At 42.1% G+C, this 17,346-nt stretch carries 15 protein-coding genes; 3 read left to right on the top strand and 12 right to left on the bottom strand.

Going from position 1 to position 17,346, the window contains the following annotated elements:
• Positions 1-32: 32 nt before the first annotated feature.
• From CLOL250_RS08465 to CLOL250_RS08490, 7 genes are all read right to left on the bottom strand, one after another.
• Positions 33-2,012, bottom strand: coding sequence for an NAD(+) synthase (locus tag CLOL250_RS08465; RefSeq protein ID WP_044945644.1), 1,980 nt, complete (start codon positions 2,010-2,012; stop codon positions 33-35).
• A gap of 71 nt (positions 2,013-2,083) precedes the next feature.
• Entirely contained in the window at positions 2,084-3,070 is a 987-nt protein-coding gene (gene hydF, locus CLOL250_RS08470) for a [FeFe] hydrogenase H-cluster maturation GTPase HydF (RefSeq protein WP_342413216.1), read from the bottom strand.
• Positions 2,952-3,287 carry a GTPase gene (locus CLOL250_RS14325; RefSeq protein WP_008401925.1) on the bottom strand — a complete coding sequence of 112 codons (336 nt, stop codon included), beginning with the start codon at positions 3,285-3,287 and terminating at the stop codon, positions 2,952-2,954. Before CLOL250_RS14325 ends, hydF begins: the two co-directional genes overlap by 119 nt.
• A gap of 90 nt (positions 3,288-3,377) precedes the next feature.
• The gene (hydG, locus tag CLOL250_RS08475) at positions 3,378-4,799 is read right to left on the bottom strand and encodes a [FeFe] hydrogenase H-cluster radical SAM maturase HydG (RefSeq protein WP_044945704.1); all 1,422 of its coding nucleotides are present in this window, start codon (positions 4,797-4,799) and stop codon (positions 3,378-3,380) included.
• Positions 4,800-5,065: 266 nt separating this feature from the next.
• The gene (locus tag CLOL250_RS08480; RefSeq protein WP_008401927.1) at positions 5,066-5,848 is read right to left on the bottom strand and encodes a ZIP family metal transporter; all 783 of its coding nucleotides are present in this window, start codon (positions 5,846-5,848) and stop codon (positions 5,066-5,068) included.
• 290 nt (positions 5,849-6,138) lie between these two features.
• Positions 6,139-7,536 carry a sodium-dependent transporter gene (locus CLOL250_RS08485; protein WP_008401928.1) on the bottom strand — a complete coding sequence of 466 codons (1,398 nt, stop codon included), beginning with the start codon at positions 7,534-7,536 and terminating at the stop codon, positions 6,139-6,141.
• 190 nt (positions 7,537-7,726) lie between these two features.
• Positions 7,727-9,115, bottom strand: a complete 1,389-nt coding sequence (locus CLOL250_RS08490; protein WP_044945646.1) for an MATE family efflux transporter — start codon at positions 9,113-9,115, stop codon at positions 7,727-7,729.
• Between the two features lie 304 nt (positions 9,116-9,419).
• Here CLOL250_RS08490 and CLOL250_RS13395 point away from each other — a divergent pair, with 304 nt between their 5' ends.
• A complete protein-coding gene (locus CLOL250_RS13395) occupies positions 9,420-10,982 on the top strand; it encodes a polysaccharide deacetylase family protein (protein WP_008401930.1) in 1,563 nt (520 codons plus the stop codon).
• Positions 10,983-11,338: 356 nt separating this feature from the next.
• On the opposite strand, the gene CLOL250_RS08500 is transcribed toward CLOL250_RS13395, so the two are convergent.
• The 5 genes from CLOL250_RS08500 to CLOL250_RS08520 all read right to left on the bottom strand — a co-directional run bounded on the left by CLOL250_RS08500 (position 11,339) and on the right by CLOL250_RS08520 (position 16,099).
• A complete protein-coding gene (locus tag CLOL250_RS08500; protein WP_008401932.1) occupies positions 11,339-12,211 on the bottom strand; it encodes a phosphoribosylaminoimidazolesuccinocarboxamide synthase in 873 nt (290 codons plus the stop codon).
• A gap of 105 nt (positions 12,212-12,316) precedes the next feature.
• Complete coding sequence (locus CLOL250_RS08505; protein WP_008401933.1) at positions 12,317-13,234, bottom strand: SufB/SufD family protein; 918 nt, start codon at positions 13,232-13,234, stop codon at positions 12,317-12,319.
• A gap of 18 nt (positions 13,235-13,252) precedes the next feature.
• Positions 13,253-13,978: an ABC transporter ATP-binding protein gene (locus CLOL250_RS08510; protein WP_008401934.1), complete on the bottom strand. Its 726-nt coding sequence runs from the start codon at positions 13,976-13,978 to the stop codon at positions 13,253-13,255.
• A 390-nt stretch (positions 13,979-14,368) separates the two neighbouring features.
• Entirely contained in the window at positions 14,369-14,749 is a 381-nt protein-coding gene (locus tag CLOL250_RS08515; protein ID WP_008401935.1) for a hypothetical protein, read from the bottom strand.
• 198 nt (positions 14,750-14,947) lie between these two features.
• The gene (locus CLOL250_RS08520) at positions 14,948-16,099 is read right to left on the bottom strand and encodes a serine/threonine protein kinase (RefSeq protein WP_008401936.1); all 1,152 of its coding nucleotides are present in this window, start codon (positions 16,097-16,099) and stop codon (positions 14,948-14,950) included.
• A gap of 58 nt (positions 16,100-16,157) precedes the next feature.
• On the opposite strand from CLOL250_RS08520, the gene CLOL250_RS08525 reads away from it, so the two are divergent.
• Complete coding sequence (locus CLOL250_RS08525; RefSeq protein ID WP_008401937.1) at positions 16,158-16,646, top strand: hypothetical protein; 489 nt, start codon at positions 16,158-16,160, stop codon at positions 16,644-16,646.
• Positions 16,647-16,661: 15 nt separating this feature from the next.
• Complete coding sequence (locus tag CLOL250_RS08530) at positions 16,662-17,300, top strand: lactate utilization protein (RefSeq protein ID WP_008401938.1); 639 nt, start codon at positions 16,662-16,664, stop codon at positions 17,298-17,300.
• Positions 17,301-17,346: the final 46 nt, after the last annotated feature.

The raw sequence follows: 17,346 nt of genomic DNA on the forward strand, positions 1-17,346 counted from the left end.
TGTAACGGTTCATATTTGCCTCTATTCCGGTTCTATTCAAAAGTAAGGAAATCCTCAAATTCTATCTCGGACGGCAGTCTCAGATCCCCTCTTGGGCTTACCGATACCGTACCGACCTTTACGCCATCCGGCATACAGTTACGCTTGAACTGCTGACGGAAGAATCTGGTATAGAATACCTTCTGCCATTTCTTTATCTCTTCATCTGTAAATGTATATGCTTCTGTTTCCCCATCTTGCAAAGCTTCTACACTCTGTCTTACCGCTTCTTTACAAAGGTCATAGACCTCTTCCGGCTCCATGCCATAACGCAATGTGTAATACAAGAAGAAATCATGCAGGATATAGGATCCGACAGTATCCTCTGTCTTCTGTGCGATCGTTCCGTCAGCATTCGGCGGAAGCAGTTCAGGGCTTACAGGCGTATCAATGATATCTTCAATCACATCCTTGATTCCCGGGAATCCATTTCGATCCATATCATGTCCAACTTCATCTACCAGAGTCCGGACCAGAGTCTTCGGGATGCTGGTATTCACCGCATACATGCTCATGTGGTCTCCGTTATAGGTACACCAGCCAAGTGCAAGTTCTGACAAATCACCGGTTCCGATCACAAATCCGCCCTCTTTATTCGCTACATCCATCAGGATCTGTGTCCGCTCTCTCGCCTGACAGTTCTCATATGTAATATCATGTACTGCTTCATCCTGTCCGATATCTGCAAAATGCTGACGGACAGAATCTACGATACTGATCTCCCGGATGTCACATCCAAGCAGCTCCATAAGCGTAGTTGAATTGCTCTTTGTCCGTTTCGTTGTTCCAAATCCCGGCATCGTGATACCGGTTACTGTCTCCGGCGGCAGTCCGAGGTTCTTTACTGCCTGTGCCGATACCAGAAGTGCCAACGTAGAATCCAGTCCACCCGACACACCCACAACGATACAGGACGCATGCGTGGCTTCTATCCTTCTCTGCAGACCGGCAACCTGCATCGCAAAAATCGACCGACATCGTTCAAGTCTGTTCTTTGACGGAACAAATGGGGTCATAGACACCCTTGCGCATACTTCTTTTTTCTCTGCAAATACTTTTTCGCAGGTTACCGTCATGTATTCTCCGGCATCAAAATTCCGTTTGCACTCCGCAAAGGATTTGTTTGCCAGACGATCATGGCGGATCTTTGTCATATTAAAATCACGGATCAGTATACCATCTTCAAACGGCTTGATCTCGCCTAATAATTTTCCGTTTTCATACATCAGATTGTGGCCGGAAAATACCAGATCCGAGGTTGATTCATAGGCTCCGGCCGATGTATAGACATATCCACAGATACAGGAGGATGACATACTTCCTGTCAGTGTTCTTCTGTACTGTTCCTTTCCGATCACTTCATTGGATGCCGACAGATTGAGCAAGATCTCTGCTCCCTGAAGTGCCAACAGTCTTCCCGGCGCGATCGGTGTCCAGAGATCCTCGCAGATCTCCATACCAAATGTAACATGTTCCTCCTGCTGATTCGGATCTGTCATCTCGAGCAGAATGGAATTGCCAAATAAGGTTTCCGAACCGTCAGCCATCTCAACTGTCCGGTTCTCTACACGCCTTCCACTGAACCAACGTTTCTCGTAAAACTCGCCGTAATTCGGCAGATATACCTTCGGTGTAAGCGCAAGTACTGTCCCGTTCCATAAAAAAGCTCCACAGTTAAATAATTCTCCGTCTACTTCATATGGCACACCGACAACAAGTGCTGCACCCTTTTTACCGTATTCTGCAGTCATTTTCGCCAGTTGTAACAGTCCTTCTTCTGCTCTGTCGATCAGACGACGATTCACAAACAGATCACCGCAGGTATATCCGGTCAGCGACAACTCCGGTGTAACAATAACATCGACCTGTTCTGCATATGTTCTATAGACTGTTTCGATCTCCTCGCAATTCTTTGTAACATTGCCAAGGTGAACTCTTGGTGATACAGACGCAATCCTTACTAAATGCTTCATGGTTATTCTCCTGTATTTTATCATCTTATTTTTTATAACTAATCTGTTTTATTTGCTATTTTATTTCTCTTTTAGAATCGAGGTACGACAACCTTATCAAGTATCCCCGTCAGATATGCGATAGTTACTCCGTAATTGGTCATCGGTTTCTGCTGTTCCTTCGCATGGTCGATTCTGGACATAATATATTTGCGGTTAAACATGCAGCCTCCGCACTGTATGATAAGATCATATCCTGTCAGATCATCCGGGAAGTCCGTTCCGCTGACTATATCGATCTTCATGGTTTCTCCATACCGTTTCCGCAGCATCTTAGGAATCTTTTCCCGTCCGATATCTTCTTTTAACGGTGCATGTGTACAGCACTCTGCAATCAGCACATGGGATTCCCCATTCAGCTTTCCTATCGCATTTGCCCCCTCTATATAATATTCGATATCTCCCTTATATGCGGCAAATAACACAGAAAAGGATGTCAGCATGGAGTTTTCCGGCTTATGCTCATAGACATAGGCAAATACCTGAGAATCCGTTATGATAAGCTTCGGTGCTTCCGTCAGATGGGATAAAGCTTCTACATACTGATCTGTTGTCACACTCATAACAAGACATTTTTTATCTAACAATTCTCTCAGTGTCTGCACCTGTGGCAGGATCAGTCTGCCCTTCGGTGCCTGAATATCCTGCGGCATAACCAGCATAACCAGATCTCTCTTTGTTACCAGCTCTCCGAGGATCGAAGAAGCACCATATTGCTCCGGCAGGTTCCGCACAAGCTCTTTTCTTACCTGATCCATACCGGCTCCTGTCGCGACACTGACTATAACTGCATGCTGTCCCGTCTGTTGATACAGCTTTTCATTTATCTTCTCTGTATCATTCCGGATATCTGCCTTACCGATTACCCATATGACAGAAGTCTTCTTTTCTCTGAAATATTCATACCAGTGAAGTTCCTCGTCCATATCGGTATCTGTAAGTAATATGATCGCTATATCTGTTTTTTCCGCTGCAAGCTTTGTCTTCTCTAAGCGTTTCCCCCCCCAGTTCTGTTTCATCATTAAAACCTGCTGTATCGATCAGTGTACAAGGGCCGAGCGGATAGACCTCCATCGCTTTATATACAGGATCGGTCGTCGTTCCTGCAACATCTGCTACAATTGATATATTCTGCCCGGAAAACCGGTTGATAAAGGATGATTTTCCACTGTTTGTCTTTCCAAATACTCCGATATGAAGTCGATTTCCGGATGGTGTCTCATTTAACCCTGCCATGTGCTGCCCTCCCTGTTGTTATACGCTGTCTGCTTCAGCATTTATCTGCAATCTCTTTTATCTGTATGGAGCTCTTATTTCGATCATCTGTTAAAAACGGAAGTCTCTCTGACCTTCTGCGATATCATGTATATGATCCGCTGTGATCTGTCTGACCTTCTCATTCGGAATCCGCGCAAGCTCACGTTCGATCAGTTTCAGACCGATCTGCTTCGTCTCAGAGCTTGCATAGTCTTCCAGATATTCCTTAAGCGTCATAAGGGCATTTGGATGACAGCAGTTTAAGATCTGCATATTCTTACAGAGTGCCATAAAACGGTCTCCGGTCCTTCCTGCTCTGTAACATGCTGTACAGAAGCTTGGTATATAATCCATCTTCATCAGCCAGTTCACAACCTGATCCAGCGTTCTTGTATCACTGACATCAAACTGTGCCGATGTGATATCTTCTGATGTCTCCGGGATATCATATCCACCTACACTTGTTCTTGAACCTCCGCTGATCTGTGAAACACCAAGCGGCAACACTTTCTCACGAACTGCCTGACTCTCTCTGGTAGATATGATCATTCCTGTATATGGTACTGCGATACGGATCAGTGCGCAGATCTTTGCAAATGTATCGTCACTGATTCCGTTATCGAATACATCCGGGTCGATATCATCTGCACGTTTGATCCTCGGAACACTGATCGTATGCGGACCTACCCCATGAACCGCTTCCAGATGCTCTGCATGCATCAGTAAACCTGCAAATTCATACCGGTACATTTCCAGTCCGAACAGTACACCAAGTCCTACATCATCGATACCGCCTTCCATGGCACGATCCATGGCTTCGGTGTGGTAATCGTAATCATGCTTCGGACCTGTCGGATGTAATTTCAGATAGCTTTCCTTATGATAAGTCTCCTGAAACAGGATATAGGTTCCGATGCCTGCATCCTTTAACTTCGTATAATTCTCAACTGTTGTCGCTGCTATATTGACATTGACACGGCGGATTGCGCCGTTCTTATGTTTGATACTGTAAATTGTATTAATACATTCCAGAATATATTCGATCGGATTATTCACAGGATCTTCACCGGCTTCGATCGCCAGACGCTTGTGTCCCATATCCTGAAGTGCGGTAACCTCTCTTACAATATCCTCCTGGGTCAGCTTCTTTCTTGCAATATGTTTATTCTTGCTGTGGTATGGACAGTAAACGCATCCATTCACACAATAATTGGACAAATACAGCGGCGCAAATAACACGATACGATTCCCGTAATAATCTTCCTTGATCTCCCTTGCCAGATCATACATCTCCCGGATCTTATCCGGCATCTCACAGGCCAGCAGCACGGACGCTTCTCTGTGCGTCAAGCCCTTTTTTAGTCTGGCTTTTGCAAGGATCTCATCAACGATATGTACGTTATCTTTATTCGCATCGGCATATGTCAATGTCTCTCTGATCTCTTCATCTGAAATAAATTCTTCTGCTTTTAATGATTTTACATCATACACTTGTATCTGCCTCTTTTCTTCTGCTATATAATTCTTCTTCCTGTACAATCATCTGATCTGCCTCGTGTGTTCTATAAAATCAATATATCCGTGAGCAGACCTTTGTTATGCTTCAATCTATACTTAATAATAGTATAGTGGAACACTCAGAAAATATCAACTGCCATAAAAATGCAGTTATATAGTTATACAAATCATAAAAATGCAGCATATAGTTATCCTTTTACAATAACCATATCCTGCATTTTCACGTTCTGACTGTTCTCTTATCCAAGTGCTACATCAAGCACCATCATCAATGAAAATCCTACCGCAAACATGATCGTACCAAGATTCGTATGCTCACCCTCTGCCATCTCCGGTATCAATTCCTCAACGACAACATATAGCATAGCTCCTGCCGCAAATCCCAGAAAATACGGAAGCACCGGCACCATGATCGAAGAAAGTGCGATCGTAAGCAGAGCTGCGATCGGCTCTACGATACCGGAAAAGAATCCATAGCCAAATGCTTTCGGTTTACTGCAGCCTTCCGAACAAAGCGGCATTGACACGATTGCTCCCTCCGGAAGATTCTGGATCGCAATACCGATGGATAATGCAAGTGCCGCCGTCAACGTAATGTTCGTGTTGCCACTGATCCATCCGGCATAGACAACACCGACTGCCATTCCTTCCGGAATATTATGTATGATGATCGCAAATACCATCATAGTCGTACGTTTGAAATTGCTCTTGACCCCCTCTGCCTCCTTACTGTCAATATGCAAATGTGGCATCAGAGTATCGATCAGTAATAAAAATATAATTCCCAGCCAGAAACCGATAGTTGCCGGAAGAAATGCAAGCTTCCCCATTGCTTCCGACTGCTCCATCGCCGGGATCAGCAGGCTCCAGATAGATGCAGCCACCATAACACCCGCCGCAAATCCAGACAATGCTTTCTGCAATAACAGATTCATCTGTTTCTTCATAAAAAATACACAGGCTGCTCCTGCCGTCGTTCCAAGAAGCGGCAGTCCCAGACCAACAATTAAACTTAATATCATATATATTCACGCTCCATAAATTATTTCCATTTATTATATGAATCATCTCTCCTCTGTTTCCTTATTATAGCGGAATACTGTTATTTATGCCATGACCTGTTTTTTTCTTATCTGTATTTTTCTATCATTTGAGGTCTGTCTGCCACAGATTCTTCAATATATTTCATATTGCAAAACCGACCGTCGATGCAAGATTTAATATCCGGCTTCCGACGATCGGTCTATATTAGATAATATTCATTTGAAAACTTAATATTGCTGACAAATTATTTATATTTTATTTTACAGTTTTAAATAAATGTCAATAAACCTATCGACTTTAAGAACAGGATAAACAACAGGATCGGTGTTATGAATTTCACCATAACCACATACAGACCTTTTCTGCTGAATTTTTCTCCGTTCTTCTGCACTTCTTCGATAACCGTCTGCGGTTTGGAGATCCATCCGATCAGGATACAGGTTCCGATTGCTACGATCGGCATCATAATGTTATTACTGATGTAATCCATGATATCAAGGATCTGTGCGATCGATCCGTTTGGAAGCTTTACTTCAAAGTACAGCTTGTTATATCCAAGACATACGATCGTTCCAACAATGATCGCAACGATCAACTCAATAATACCGGCCTTTGTTCTGCTTGTATGGAATTCATCCATGATACTTGCCACGATTGCTTCCATGACAGACACTGCACTGGTAAATGCCGCAAATAATACCATTGCGAAGAACAGACAACCGATCACATTTCCCGCCTTACCCATCTGGGCAAATACTTTCGGAAGTGATACGAACATCAAACTTGGACCCTGTGCCATTCCCTCTGTTCCTGAGAATACATATACAGCAGGAATGATCATAACGCCCGCAAGGAATGCTACAACCGTATCAAAAATCTCAATCTGTCCAACTGATTTATTAAGAGCTGCATCATCTTTTACATAAGAACCATAAGCAATCATAATACCCATGGCAACAGACAGACTGAAGAATAACTGTCCCATTGCATCCAATAATACCGTAAAGAAGCTTTTCACAGTAAGTCCGTCCAGATTCGGAATCAGATATAATTTCAAACCTTCTACACCGGTTCTGACAATCCCATCATCTCCGGTCTTTTTGATCGTTATGGAGAAGATTGCGATTCCTATAACCAGAATGATCAGTAACGGCATGATGATCTTGGAAAAAGATTCAATTCCTTTATTAACACCACGAAATACGATAAATGCCGTAACGGCAAGAAATATCAACATCAAAATGACCGGTTCGATATCTGATGTAATAAAGCCTGTAAAATAACCGTCCTGCGCTGCCTCTGTACCCTTACCGGTTAAAAATGCGAGGAAATATTTGACAACCCAGCCACCGATCGTTATGTAATATGGGAAAATAATAACCGGAACCAGACTGGCAATGATTCCCAGAAATCCCCATTTCTTATTCAGCTTCTTATAAGCGGTAAGCGGACTCTGCTTGGTCTTCCGACCGATTGATACTTCTGTCACCAAAAGTGTATATCCAAATGTCAGTGCAAGGATCAGGTATATAACCAGGAACAGTCCACCGCCATCCTTTGCTGCAAGATATGGAAAACGCCAGATATTTCCTAGTCCTACTGCGCTTCCCGCGGCCGCCAGAACAAATCCAAGCGAGCCGGAAAAAGTATTACGTTTCTTTTCCATGTTTTGTTTACCCCTGTCTGTATATCACAGACTCTTTCTGATTTATTTGTTATCCTCTTAGATTCTATGGAAGCTTCTCCAAATTCTCTCATAGAACAAACACTTTTCTAATATAGCATACCAAGCAGTCATCTGTCATCTGAAAAATTCTACTTTTTCTACGAACTTACTCATATTATGCCGCATACGGTCAGATTACCTTTTTGCCGATCCATCTGCCGCTCAGGTACCGCCGGATGAACAGCACGCCACGTACGAACTGATCCATGATCATAGCGACCCAGACACCGAATACACCCATACCCATATATTTGCCGAGCACATAACTGAACACGATACGACAGATCCACATCGTACAAATGGAAACGATCATACTATACTTAACATCACCGGCTGCACGGAATGTACATGGAAGCGTAAATGCTACCGGCCAGATCGTAGATGCCGCGATACCATGAAGCATCAGGATCTTCTCGGCAGCAGACTGCGCTTCGTAAGATAGTCCATACGCTTTCATGACCAGAGGAAGAACCGCAAATGTAAACAATACCGTAACTATGATACATATATATGCCATGGTCAGAACTTTGATCGTATAATATTTTGCCTGCTCGTAATCTCCTGCTCCCACGCATCTTGATACTACTGTGACCATGGCAAGGGATGCCGCCATACCCGCCATCAACTGGAATCCGGCAATTACATTACCGACTGCATTTGCAGCGATCGCATATGTGCCAAATGTTGAGACAAGGCTGAGCACAAGGATCTTACCAAGCTGGAACATACTGTTTTCCAGTCCGTTTGGAATACCTACCAACAGAATGCTTTTTAACATATGCCAGTTTGCCCGATAATGCAGACTTTTCTTTATATAAATACGTGTACTGTCCTGCTTCGCCTGTGCACTTTTCTTCGGAATCAGCAATATGATCATAATAACCGCTGCCGCAAGTCTGGAAACCAGGGTAGGAATCGCAACGCCTTCCGTTCCGCATTTGCATGCATAGATCAAAATGGCATTTCCCGCTACATTGATCCCGTTCATGATCAGAGATACCCGCATGGATATATTAGAATTACCGATGGAACGGAAAATAGCCGCACCGGCATTATAAAGTGCCAGAAACGGAATCGATGCGTTTACGATCATCATATAAGTATCTGCATGACCATATACATCTGCTTCGATCTGACCAAACACATGATTTAGGATCAATCCCTTGCCTGCATACATTAGCGTCATGACTCCGAGCGACAGGATCAACGAAAACCATATGAGCTGTGTAGCTGCCTCTCCCGCCTTTTCTTTATTCTTCTGTCCCAGATACTGTCCGACCGTAACCGCACCCCCAGTCGCAAGTGCTGCAAAGAGGTTGATGATCAACTGAAAACAACTGTCTACCAGCGATACACCCGAAACAGCCGATTCCCCTACCGAAGATACCATGATCGAATCCGCAAGTCCGACTAACATCGCAAGCATCTGTTCAATGATCAATGGCACATATAATCTGACCAGATCTTTATTTGAAAATAAATATGTACTTGTATCCCGTTTTTTCTTATGTTTAAACACAATATTCCTGCTTTCTTTTTTATCCAATAATGAATTATACTCATCTCACATTTTACATGCAAGTTATATCTTTTCTGTATTTGCGTCTTTATCAGCATTATCTTTATCTGCTTATGTTTTCTAAAATAGGCTTTTTATTGATATTCTGTTACCATTCTGTTAGAAGAACATTACAAAAACATGTTATGCACTTTTTACCGATATTTAAGGACTTTTTCTATGGAAACGCTAAATTATTTGTGTTAGTATGTTGCTTGCGCATCAGATACGGCTTATCGTATCTGAATAAAAAGGAGGAATACGAATGAAATGCAATTTACAAAAATGGCACAGATTCAGATTTCTGATTCTGTCGCTGTTACTTATCTCGGCTACACTTCTCTTCTGTCATCCATCGGTCAGTAAAGCAGCTCCTGTCACTCCGGATTCTGCAGAAGAAATTCCTGTTGTAAAAAACGGATTTATGAAGGAAGCAGACGGTACACACTATTATGTAAATGGAAAATCCTTAAAGGGGAGACAATACATAGGGGAATATACATACTGCTTTAATCCTGCAACCGGAGTCATGGTGACAAACGGTTGGTACACGACAAAGGCAGGTAATAAATATTATCTGAAAAAGAACGGAACCGCAGTTACCGGAAAAAAGACAATAAACAAAAAGACTTATATCTTTTCAGATAAGGGCTGCATGCTAAAAGGCTTCTGTAAGGATTACAAAACAGGCAAACGATATTATACCGGAACAACCAGCGGTGTTATCAAGACCGGTTGGAAGATCACTCCGAAAAATTCCCGTATGTATTTCGGAAAAAGCGGTGCTGCTTATACCGGAAAACACAAGATAAAAAAGCACTGGTATTATTTCAAAAAAAACGGTCATGTATACACCGGAAAGTTCAAAATCAATAATAAACTATACTATGCAACAGAAAAAGGTGCGATCAAAACCGGAGCATTCAAAGTCGGTAACAAAAGATACTATGCTACTGATAAAGGCGTAATACGAACCGGCAAATTCAAAATCGGTCATAACACATACTATGCAACTAATTCAGGTGTCCTTAAAACCGGACTGTTTAAGATTGGAAATTCTACCTACTATGCAAATGCAGTAGGCGTGATCCAGACCGGAAAATTCAAGACAGGTAACAAATGGTACTATGCCGATGCATCCGGAGTGATTGAAACCGGAAAATTCAGAATCGGTAACTGTCTGTACTACACAGATAAAAATGGTGCTATCTACCGTACCGTAGATGGAAATAAGAAAATGGTAGCTCTGACATTTGACGATGGACCATCTCCTTATACTCCTATCGTACTGAATACTCTGGAAAAATATGATGCCGTTGCAACCTTCTTCGTTGTCGGCAACCGTGTTCCTGCTTATCCATCCTATGTAAAACGGGCATATAACCTGGGCTGCGAGATTGGTACTCATACTTATGACCATGCATGGCTCAACCAATTATCGGCAGCCGGCATCAAAGATGAGATCAAAAAAGGATCAGACGCCATTGTCCGTGCAATCGGTGTAGCACCTACACTGATGCGTCCACCCGGTGGCTGTATTAACGAAACTGTACGAAAGAATGTTGGGCTTCCGATGATCCTGTGGTCGGTCGATACCAGAGACTGGGAAACAAGAAGTACTCCTACAACGATCACAAGAGTAGTAGATGGGGCTTATGACGGTGCTGTCATCTTAGTTCATGATCTGCATGAATCAACAGCTATTGCATCAAAGACATTTATTCCGAGACTGATCAAAAATGGTTATCAGCTTGTAACCATCAGCGAAATGGCTGAGCTTCGCGGTATAACAATGAAAGCCGGAGAGACATATAATTCATTCAGATAATACACAGGAGCCTTGTCCTGAAACAAGCTCCCAGACATATTTCCGCTTTACAGAATGAGATTTCTTATAATGAGAATCTCCCTGACAACGCAAAAAAATAAGATGGAATCTTACCACCCCATTGTAATAAGATTCCATCTTTTTATTATAATCACCATAAAACCCCTGGTAATTTTTTATCTGTTGTATTTCTTATGAGCTGACTATAGCATGCCATTTTTTAAGCGTCAACCCATAATTGTCAGATTTTACAGGCATTTTGTCAAATATTCAGAAAATTAATTCAGGCGGTATAAATACAATACTTCGTACCTACACCGCCTAATAAAATTAAGTGCTATTCTATTACTTTCCTATTACTTTAAAGGCTTGCCTGTGAGAAGCTCATATGCCTGAAGATATTTGTCAATTGTCTTCTGAACGATCTCATCAGGAAGCTCCCAGTTGTTATCCGGATTTGCCTTTAACCAGTCACGCGCAAACTGCTTATCAAAGGATGGCTGACCATGTCCCGGTTCATATCCTTCAGCAGGCCAGAAACGGGAGCTGTCCGGTGTGAGCATCTCATCACCGAGAACAATATTGCCATTCTCATCCAGACCAAACTCGAACTTGGTATCTGCTATGATGATACCTCTTGATAATGCATATTCTGCACACTTCTTATATAAAGCGATTGTATAGTCACGAAGCTTTGCGCCATATTCTTCGCCCTTGCCAGGAAATCTCTTTTCCAGATATTCAACACTCTGCTCGTATGAGATATTCTCATCATGATCTCCGATCTCTGCCTTTGTGGAAGGTGTGTAGATCGGTTCCGGAAGCTTATCGGATTCTTTTAATCCTTCCGGAAGCTTGATACCGCATACTGTACCGTTTTCTTTGTAGCTTGCCCAGCCACTTCCTGTGATATAACCACGAACGATACACTCAACAGGGAGCATTTCCAACTTCTTGCACATCATACTGTTTCCGTCAAATTTCTCCTGCCGGAAAAATTCAGGCATATCCTTTACGTCAACCGAGATCATATGGTTTGGAAGAATATCTTCTGTCATATCGAACCAGAATTTGGACATCTGTGTCAGGACTGTACCCTTCTTTGTAACGATATTCTTTAAAATGACATCAAAACAACTGATACGGTCTGTTGCTACCATGATAAGGCTGTCACCATTATCATAAATCTCACGTACTTTACCCTCTTTAATCGGTTTCATTTCCTGCATTTTTGATACCTCGCTATGATTTTATGATTTGTATTTTTTACTCTTACAAACTATCACTATCTACCTTTAATGTCAAATAGGTTATATGATTTATTGTAAACGTTTTTATTTTAAAAATCCATTGATAATCTGCTCTTCCGCTTCTGCCTCTGTCAACCCAAGTGTCATCAGCTTGATCAGCTGCTCGCCTGCGATCTTGCCGATCGCTGCCTCATGGATCAGGTTTGCATCAATGTTATTTGCCGTCAGCTTCGGACTTGCCGATACGCTTGCACTATCCATAATGATCGCATCACATTCACTGTGACCCTTACATTCATTATTGCCATTGATCGTAGAATAGAATTCCTGTCTGGACTGATCTCTTGCAACCGATCTGGATACTACATTTGCACTGCAGCCTTTTCCGTTTAAATCTACATCAAAATCAGTCTTTGCATACTGCTTCCCATGTGTCATTATCTTCTCGCGGATCTCTAAGGATGCGTTGTCCTTTAGATCACCGCTGGTCTTTCTGACGGTCGAATCAATTCCCTTGATCTGGGTTGTCTCCATCTCCATCGATGCGCCTTCCTCTAAATGCACGATGGTTTCAGGATTCATGATATTCTCGCCATTTCCATCTCCCTCACCATAGTGACGTTCGATGTATTTTACCTTTGCATTTTTTCCGATATAAAATGTATGGATACCGTCATGCTTGGAGGTATCCACACCACAATTATGAATACCACATCCGGCTACGATCGTAACATCGCAGTCCTCTCCGATATAGAAATCATTGTATACCATATCCTGCAGACCGCTCTTACTCAAAAGAACAGGGATGTGCACACTCTCATTTTTTGTTCCCGGTTTAATGATGATATCGATTCCCGGTTTATCCTCTTTTGTTACAATATCTATATTTGCAGTTGTATTTCTACTGTCAAGCTGTCCGTTGACACGAATGTTAAATGCGCCCTCCGGTACATCATGAAGTCCTGCTACCTGCTGCAATAAACTCTTCTGAATTAAATCCATGTTCTGTTACCTCACAACTTATTTCTGTTTTTCTTCCAGCACCTTGCAGGTGGCTGATTCACCGGTCAGTCTTGGCATGATCGCATCTCTGCTTCCGATTGCATCAACATGACCATTTGCGATCACAACAATCTTATCTGCTATATTAAGGATTCGCTCCTGGTGGGAAATGATCAGGATTGTTCCGTTGATCTCCTCCCGCATCTTCTCAAATACCTTGATCAGACTGTTGAAGCTCCACAGATCGATGCCTGCCTCCGGCTCATCAAATAATGACAGCTTCGTACCTCTTGCAATGATCATTGCGATCTCGATACGTTTTAACTCACCACCGGAAAGACTTGCATTTACTTCACGGTTCACATAATCTCTTGCACATAAACCGACTTCGGAAAGGATCTCACAGATCTGTGAAACATTCATCGTTTTGCCGGATGCTATAGATACCAGATCTTTTACGGTAAGCCCTTTAAAATGAACCGGCTGCTGAAATGCATAGCTGATTCCTTTCTTTGCACGTTCTGTTATATTCAGCTCTGAAATATCTTCGCCATCTAAAAGAATCTGTCCGGTCGTCGGTCTGATGATTCCTGCTATGATCTTTGCAAGTGTTGATTTACCGCCACCGTTAGGTCCGGTAATTGCTACGAAATGTTCGTCTACTGTAAGGTCAATGTCTTTTAATATTGCTTTCTCTTTTCCATCCTCATTTACAATATATGAGATGTTTTTTAACTCTAACATAGTTCCTCCATCGCTGTTTGTATTTTTTTAAACACACTGTTTTATAGTATATCCTAAAATCCCCTATATTCCAATATTCTTTTAGTATTTTTTCCAGTTTCCGGCGGAAGTATGCGTAGTTTTTCTTCCTATAATTAAAAATAAGTCCATCCGGTTGTGTGGGGGGTATGACTGTATTCACCCTATATGACATTTATGAGGATTTCGTTGTGAGCTGCACATTGTCAGTAAATACGAGTGCCTGTCTGAGCCGAAGGCGAGTTGGCACAGGAGTATTTACGGATCAGACATGTGCAGAGAACAGAAACCGCAGTAAGTCATATAGGGTGAATACAGTCATACCCCCCACACAACCAGATAGACTTATTTTTTATAGGTGTTTTATATAAATTAAGAATTTCTCTTCTTTGTTAATACGCCTGCGATTATGAATATAACACCAAATGCTACGGAGATAACGCCCCAGATTACCAAATCGGCATAGGAACCTGCACATATAAGGCCGATCAATCCGCCGACTATGTAGAAGCCTGCACTTGTGAATGCGCCGCCTGCTCCGGTTGACTTTCTGGTTACAATTCCAACGATTCCTGCAACAAGGAAACAAACTGCAAGTAATACACCTGCAGAGCCTCCGGATTCCCCGTTTTCTTCCAGTGCATTTGATAATCCTGCCGCACAGGACTGAAATGTTACTAAGACTGATAACACGATTGTTATGATCCCTGCTACGAGTCTGAATGTTGATAAAGGTTGCTTTGTCTTTTCCATAATAAATTCTCTCCTCTTTCTGCTGTTATAAGTGTTCTTGCTATTATATTAAAATCCCCCGGCATCAGTCATCATTCAGGGTATTTTGATATAATTACAACCACTGCATATTCTATCTTATAAAATTATCAGAAAGAGCTGGTGTGCTGTCAGCACACTATCGGAATATATCTTCTACTATAACGAATACAAACACTACTAAGAAAAACCATGCCACTGTATATAAAAATAATCCAACCAGCTTCCATATCTTCTTCGGTGAACGTACAAGCGGAAAATAATTCCAAACGTCCAGATAATTATTCCAAAAAACGGAGTAATAATAAACATCATAAAATATACAAAGCGATTTACATATAACCAAGTTCCGGAGAGCGGTTCTCCATGATCTTTTACTTCTACTGTCAGACAGAAATATATCCAAAATATATAATAAATGGCTGCAACAACCATATTCAGGACTTTCCCTTCCCGAAATCCCGGCGGCAGAAAACGAGTCCATGCAGGGCGGATTTTCCCTTTACGCTCATAAGGATCTGATATAGCAGATGTTTCAACTGTAACCGTTTTATCATTCAACGACTCTTTATCCGTATATGTATCGAAACACATACTCTGATAAACAGCTTGCATCATTTCCTCTGCTGTCTGATATCGTTTCTCCGGATCGATCTGGGTTGCTTTTCTGATTATCTGTGACACTTCCGGATAATCTTCATAGATTCCGTCCCGGATTAATTTTCCACACAACATATAATTTAATAATACGCCAAGTCCATAGATATCCGTCCGCGCATCTGACTGCAAAAAACCGTATTGCTCCGGTGCTGCAAATCCTCTTGTACCGATCAGCTCGGTATCCCGATTTCTCTCTGCGTCAAAAACTCTTGCGGTATTGAAATCGATCAGATATACAGATACGATTCCCTGCCCCTTTTTGAAATCTCCCTGAAGCATTACATTTGTCGGCTTGATATCCCGGTGTACGATCGGCGGTATATGACTGTGCAGTTTTTCTAATGTCCGGCAAAGATATTCGATCACCCTGCCGGCAGCATCCAAATCCAGGCATCCAAATTGTTCAATATATGTTTCCAACGTGATCCCCTGTATGTATTCTTCGATCAGATATAACGTACCATCCTCTTCCATACATTCATAAATCTGTGGAACGTAAGGGAGTTTTGATTGCTGTAGCCAATCATATATAGATTTGTCATATTGCGTCAGAATTTTTTCCACATAAATCTGTCCGGTCTCTATATGCCGCACCAGAGAAATTCCCTTTTTATGCTCTACTTCTTCCAGTCTGCGATAAAAGGACAGACGACTTTGTATTTCTAAATTCATATCATTTTCCTATTGTTTATCTTGAAATTGCATTATCGACAAGTATAATAAATATTATATGGTACTGATAAAAATTATCAAGGGAAAGAATACAGGATCGATCATGAAAACGACCAGAACAACAGATCTGCTGAATGAATTATCAACCGATGATTCAAATATACATTTTAAATCTTTTATAACATCTCATGCAGATGATATGTCCTGTGACAATCTGCAGGATTATTTTAATCTGTTCTTTAAAGATCACCCGGAACTTCTGATCGCCGATGTCATAAAACGAAGCAATCTGGACCGCGGCTATGCTTATCAGATCTTAAACGGCAGGAAACCACATCCCGGAAAATACAAGCTGGTTCTTCTGACATTATGCGCCGGAATGAATTTGAAAGAGATCCAGCGTGCACTTACAATCTCCGGAAATGCCGTATTGTATCCCAAATTTCCACAGGATGCTGCCCTGATCGTATGTATCAATCAGAACTGTACTTCTGCATTTGAAGTGATGAATTTCTTTGCGGAAAATAATCTGGATTTTCCTGAATAAACGGAGGTATATCAAATGGATACTTTTAGAAACATGAGAAACGACAAACTGGCGAAAGCCATGATAAACAAGCTGGCTGCCAGAAATATGGAAGGCTTCTATGTCCAGACAAAGGAAGAAGCTAAGGAGCTTGCACTGAGTCTGATCCCGGAAGGAAGCTCTGTCGGCTGGGGCGGTTCCATGACCGTAAAAGCAACCGGACTTTTAGATGCTGTTATCGAGGGAAACTACAAAGAGCTGAACCGTGATACGGCAAAAACACCGGAAGAAAAAGACCGGATCTCCAAAGAGTGTTTCTTTGCAGACTACTTCTTAACAAGCTGCAATGCGATCACTGAAGACGGCATAATGGTAAATATCGATGGCAATGGAAATCGTGTGGCTGCCATTGTCTACGGTCCTTCCCATGTTATCGTGATCACAGGAATGAACAAGGTAGTACGAACAGAAGAAGATGCTTTAAGCCGTGCAAGAAATGAAGCAGCTCCGATCAATGCACAGCGCTTCGGACTTTCAACTCCTTGCAGCACAACCGGAGAATGTGCAAACTGTCTGTCACCGGAAACAATCTGCTGCCAGTTCTTAACCACCCGCTATTCCAAGCACAAAGGCCGTATCAAGGTCATTCTTGTAAACGAAAATCTGGGATTTTAGAATAACAGACAAATTTCAGGGGCTGTTTATTATTATTGCGCAAGAC

Source organism: Clostridium sp. L2-50 (assembly GCF_000154245.1).
GTDB lineage: Bacteria > Bacillota > Clostridia > Lachnospirales > Lachnospiraceae > Coprococcus.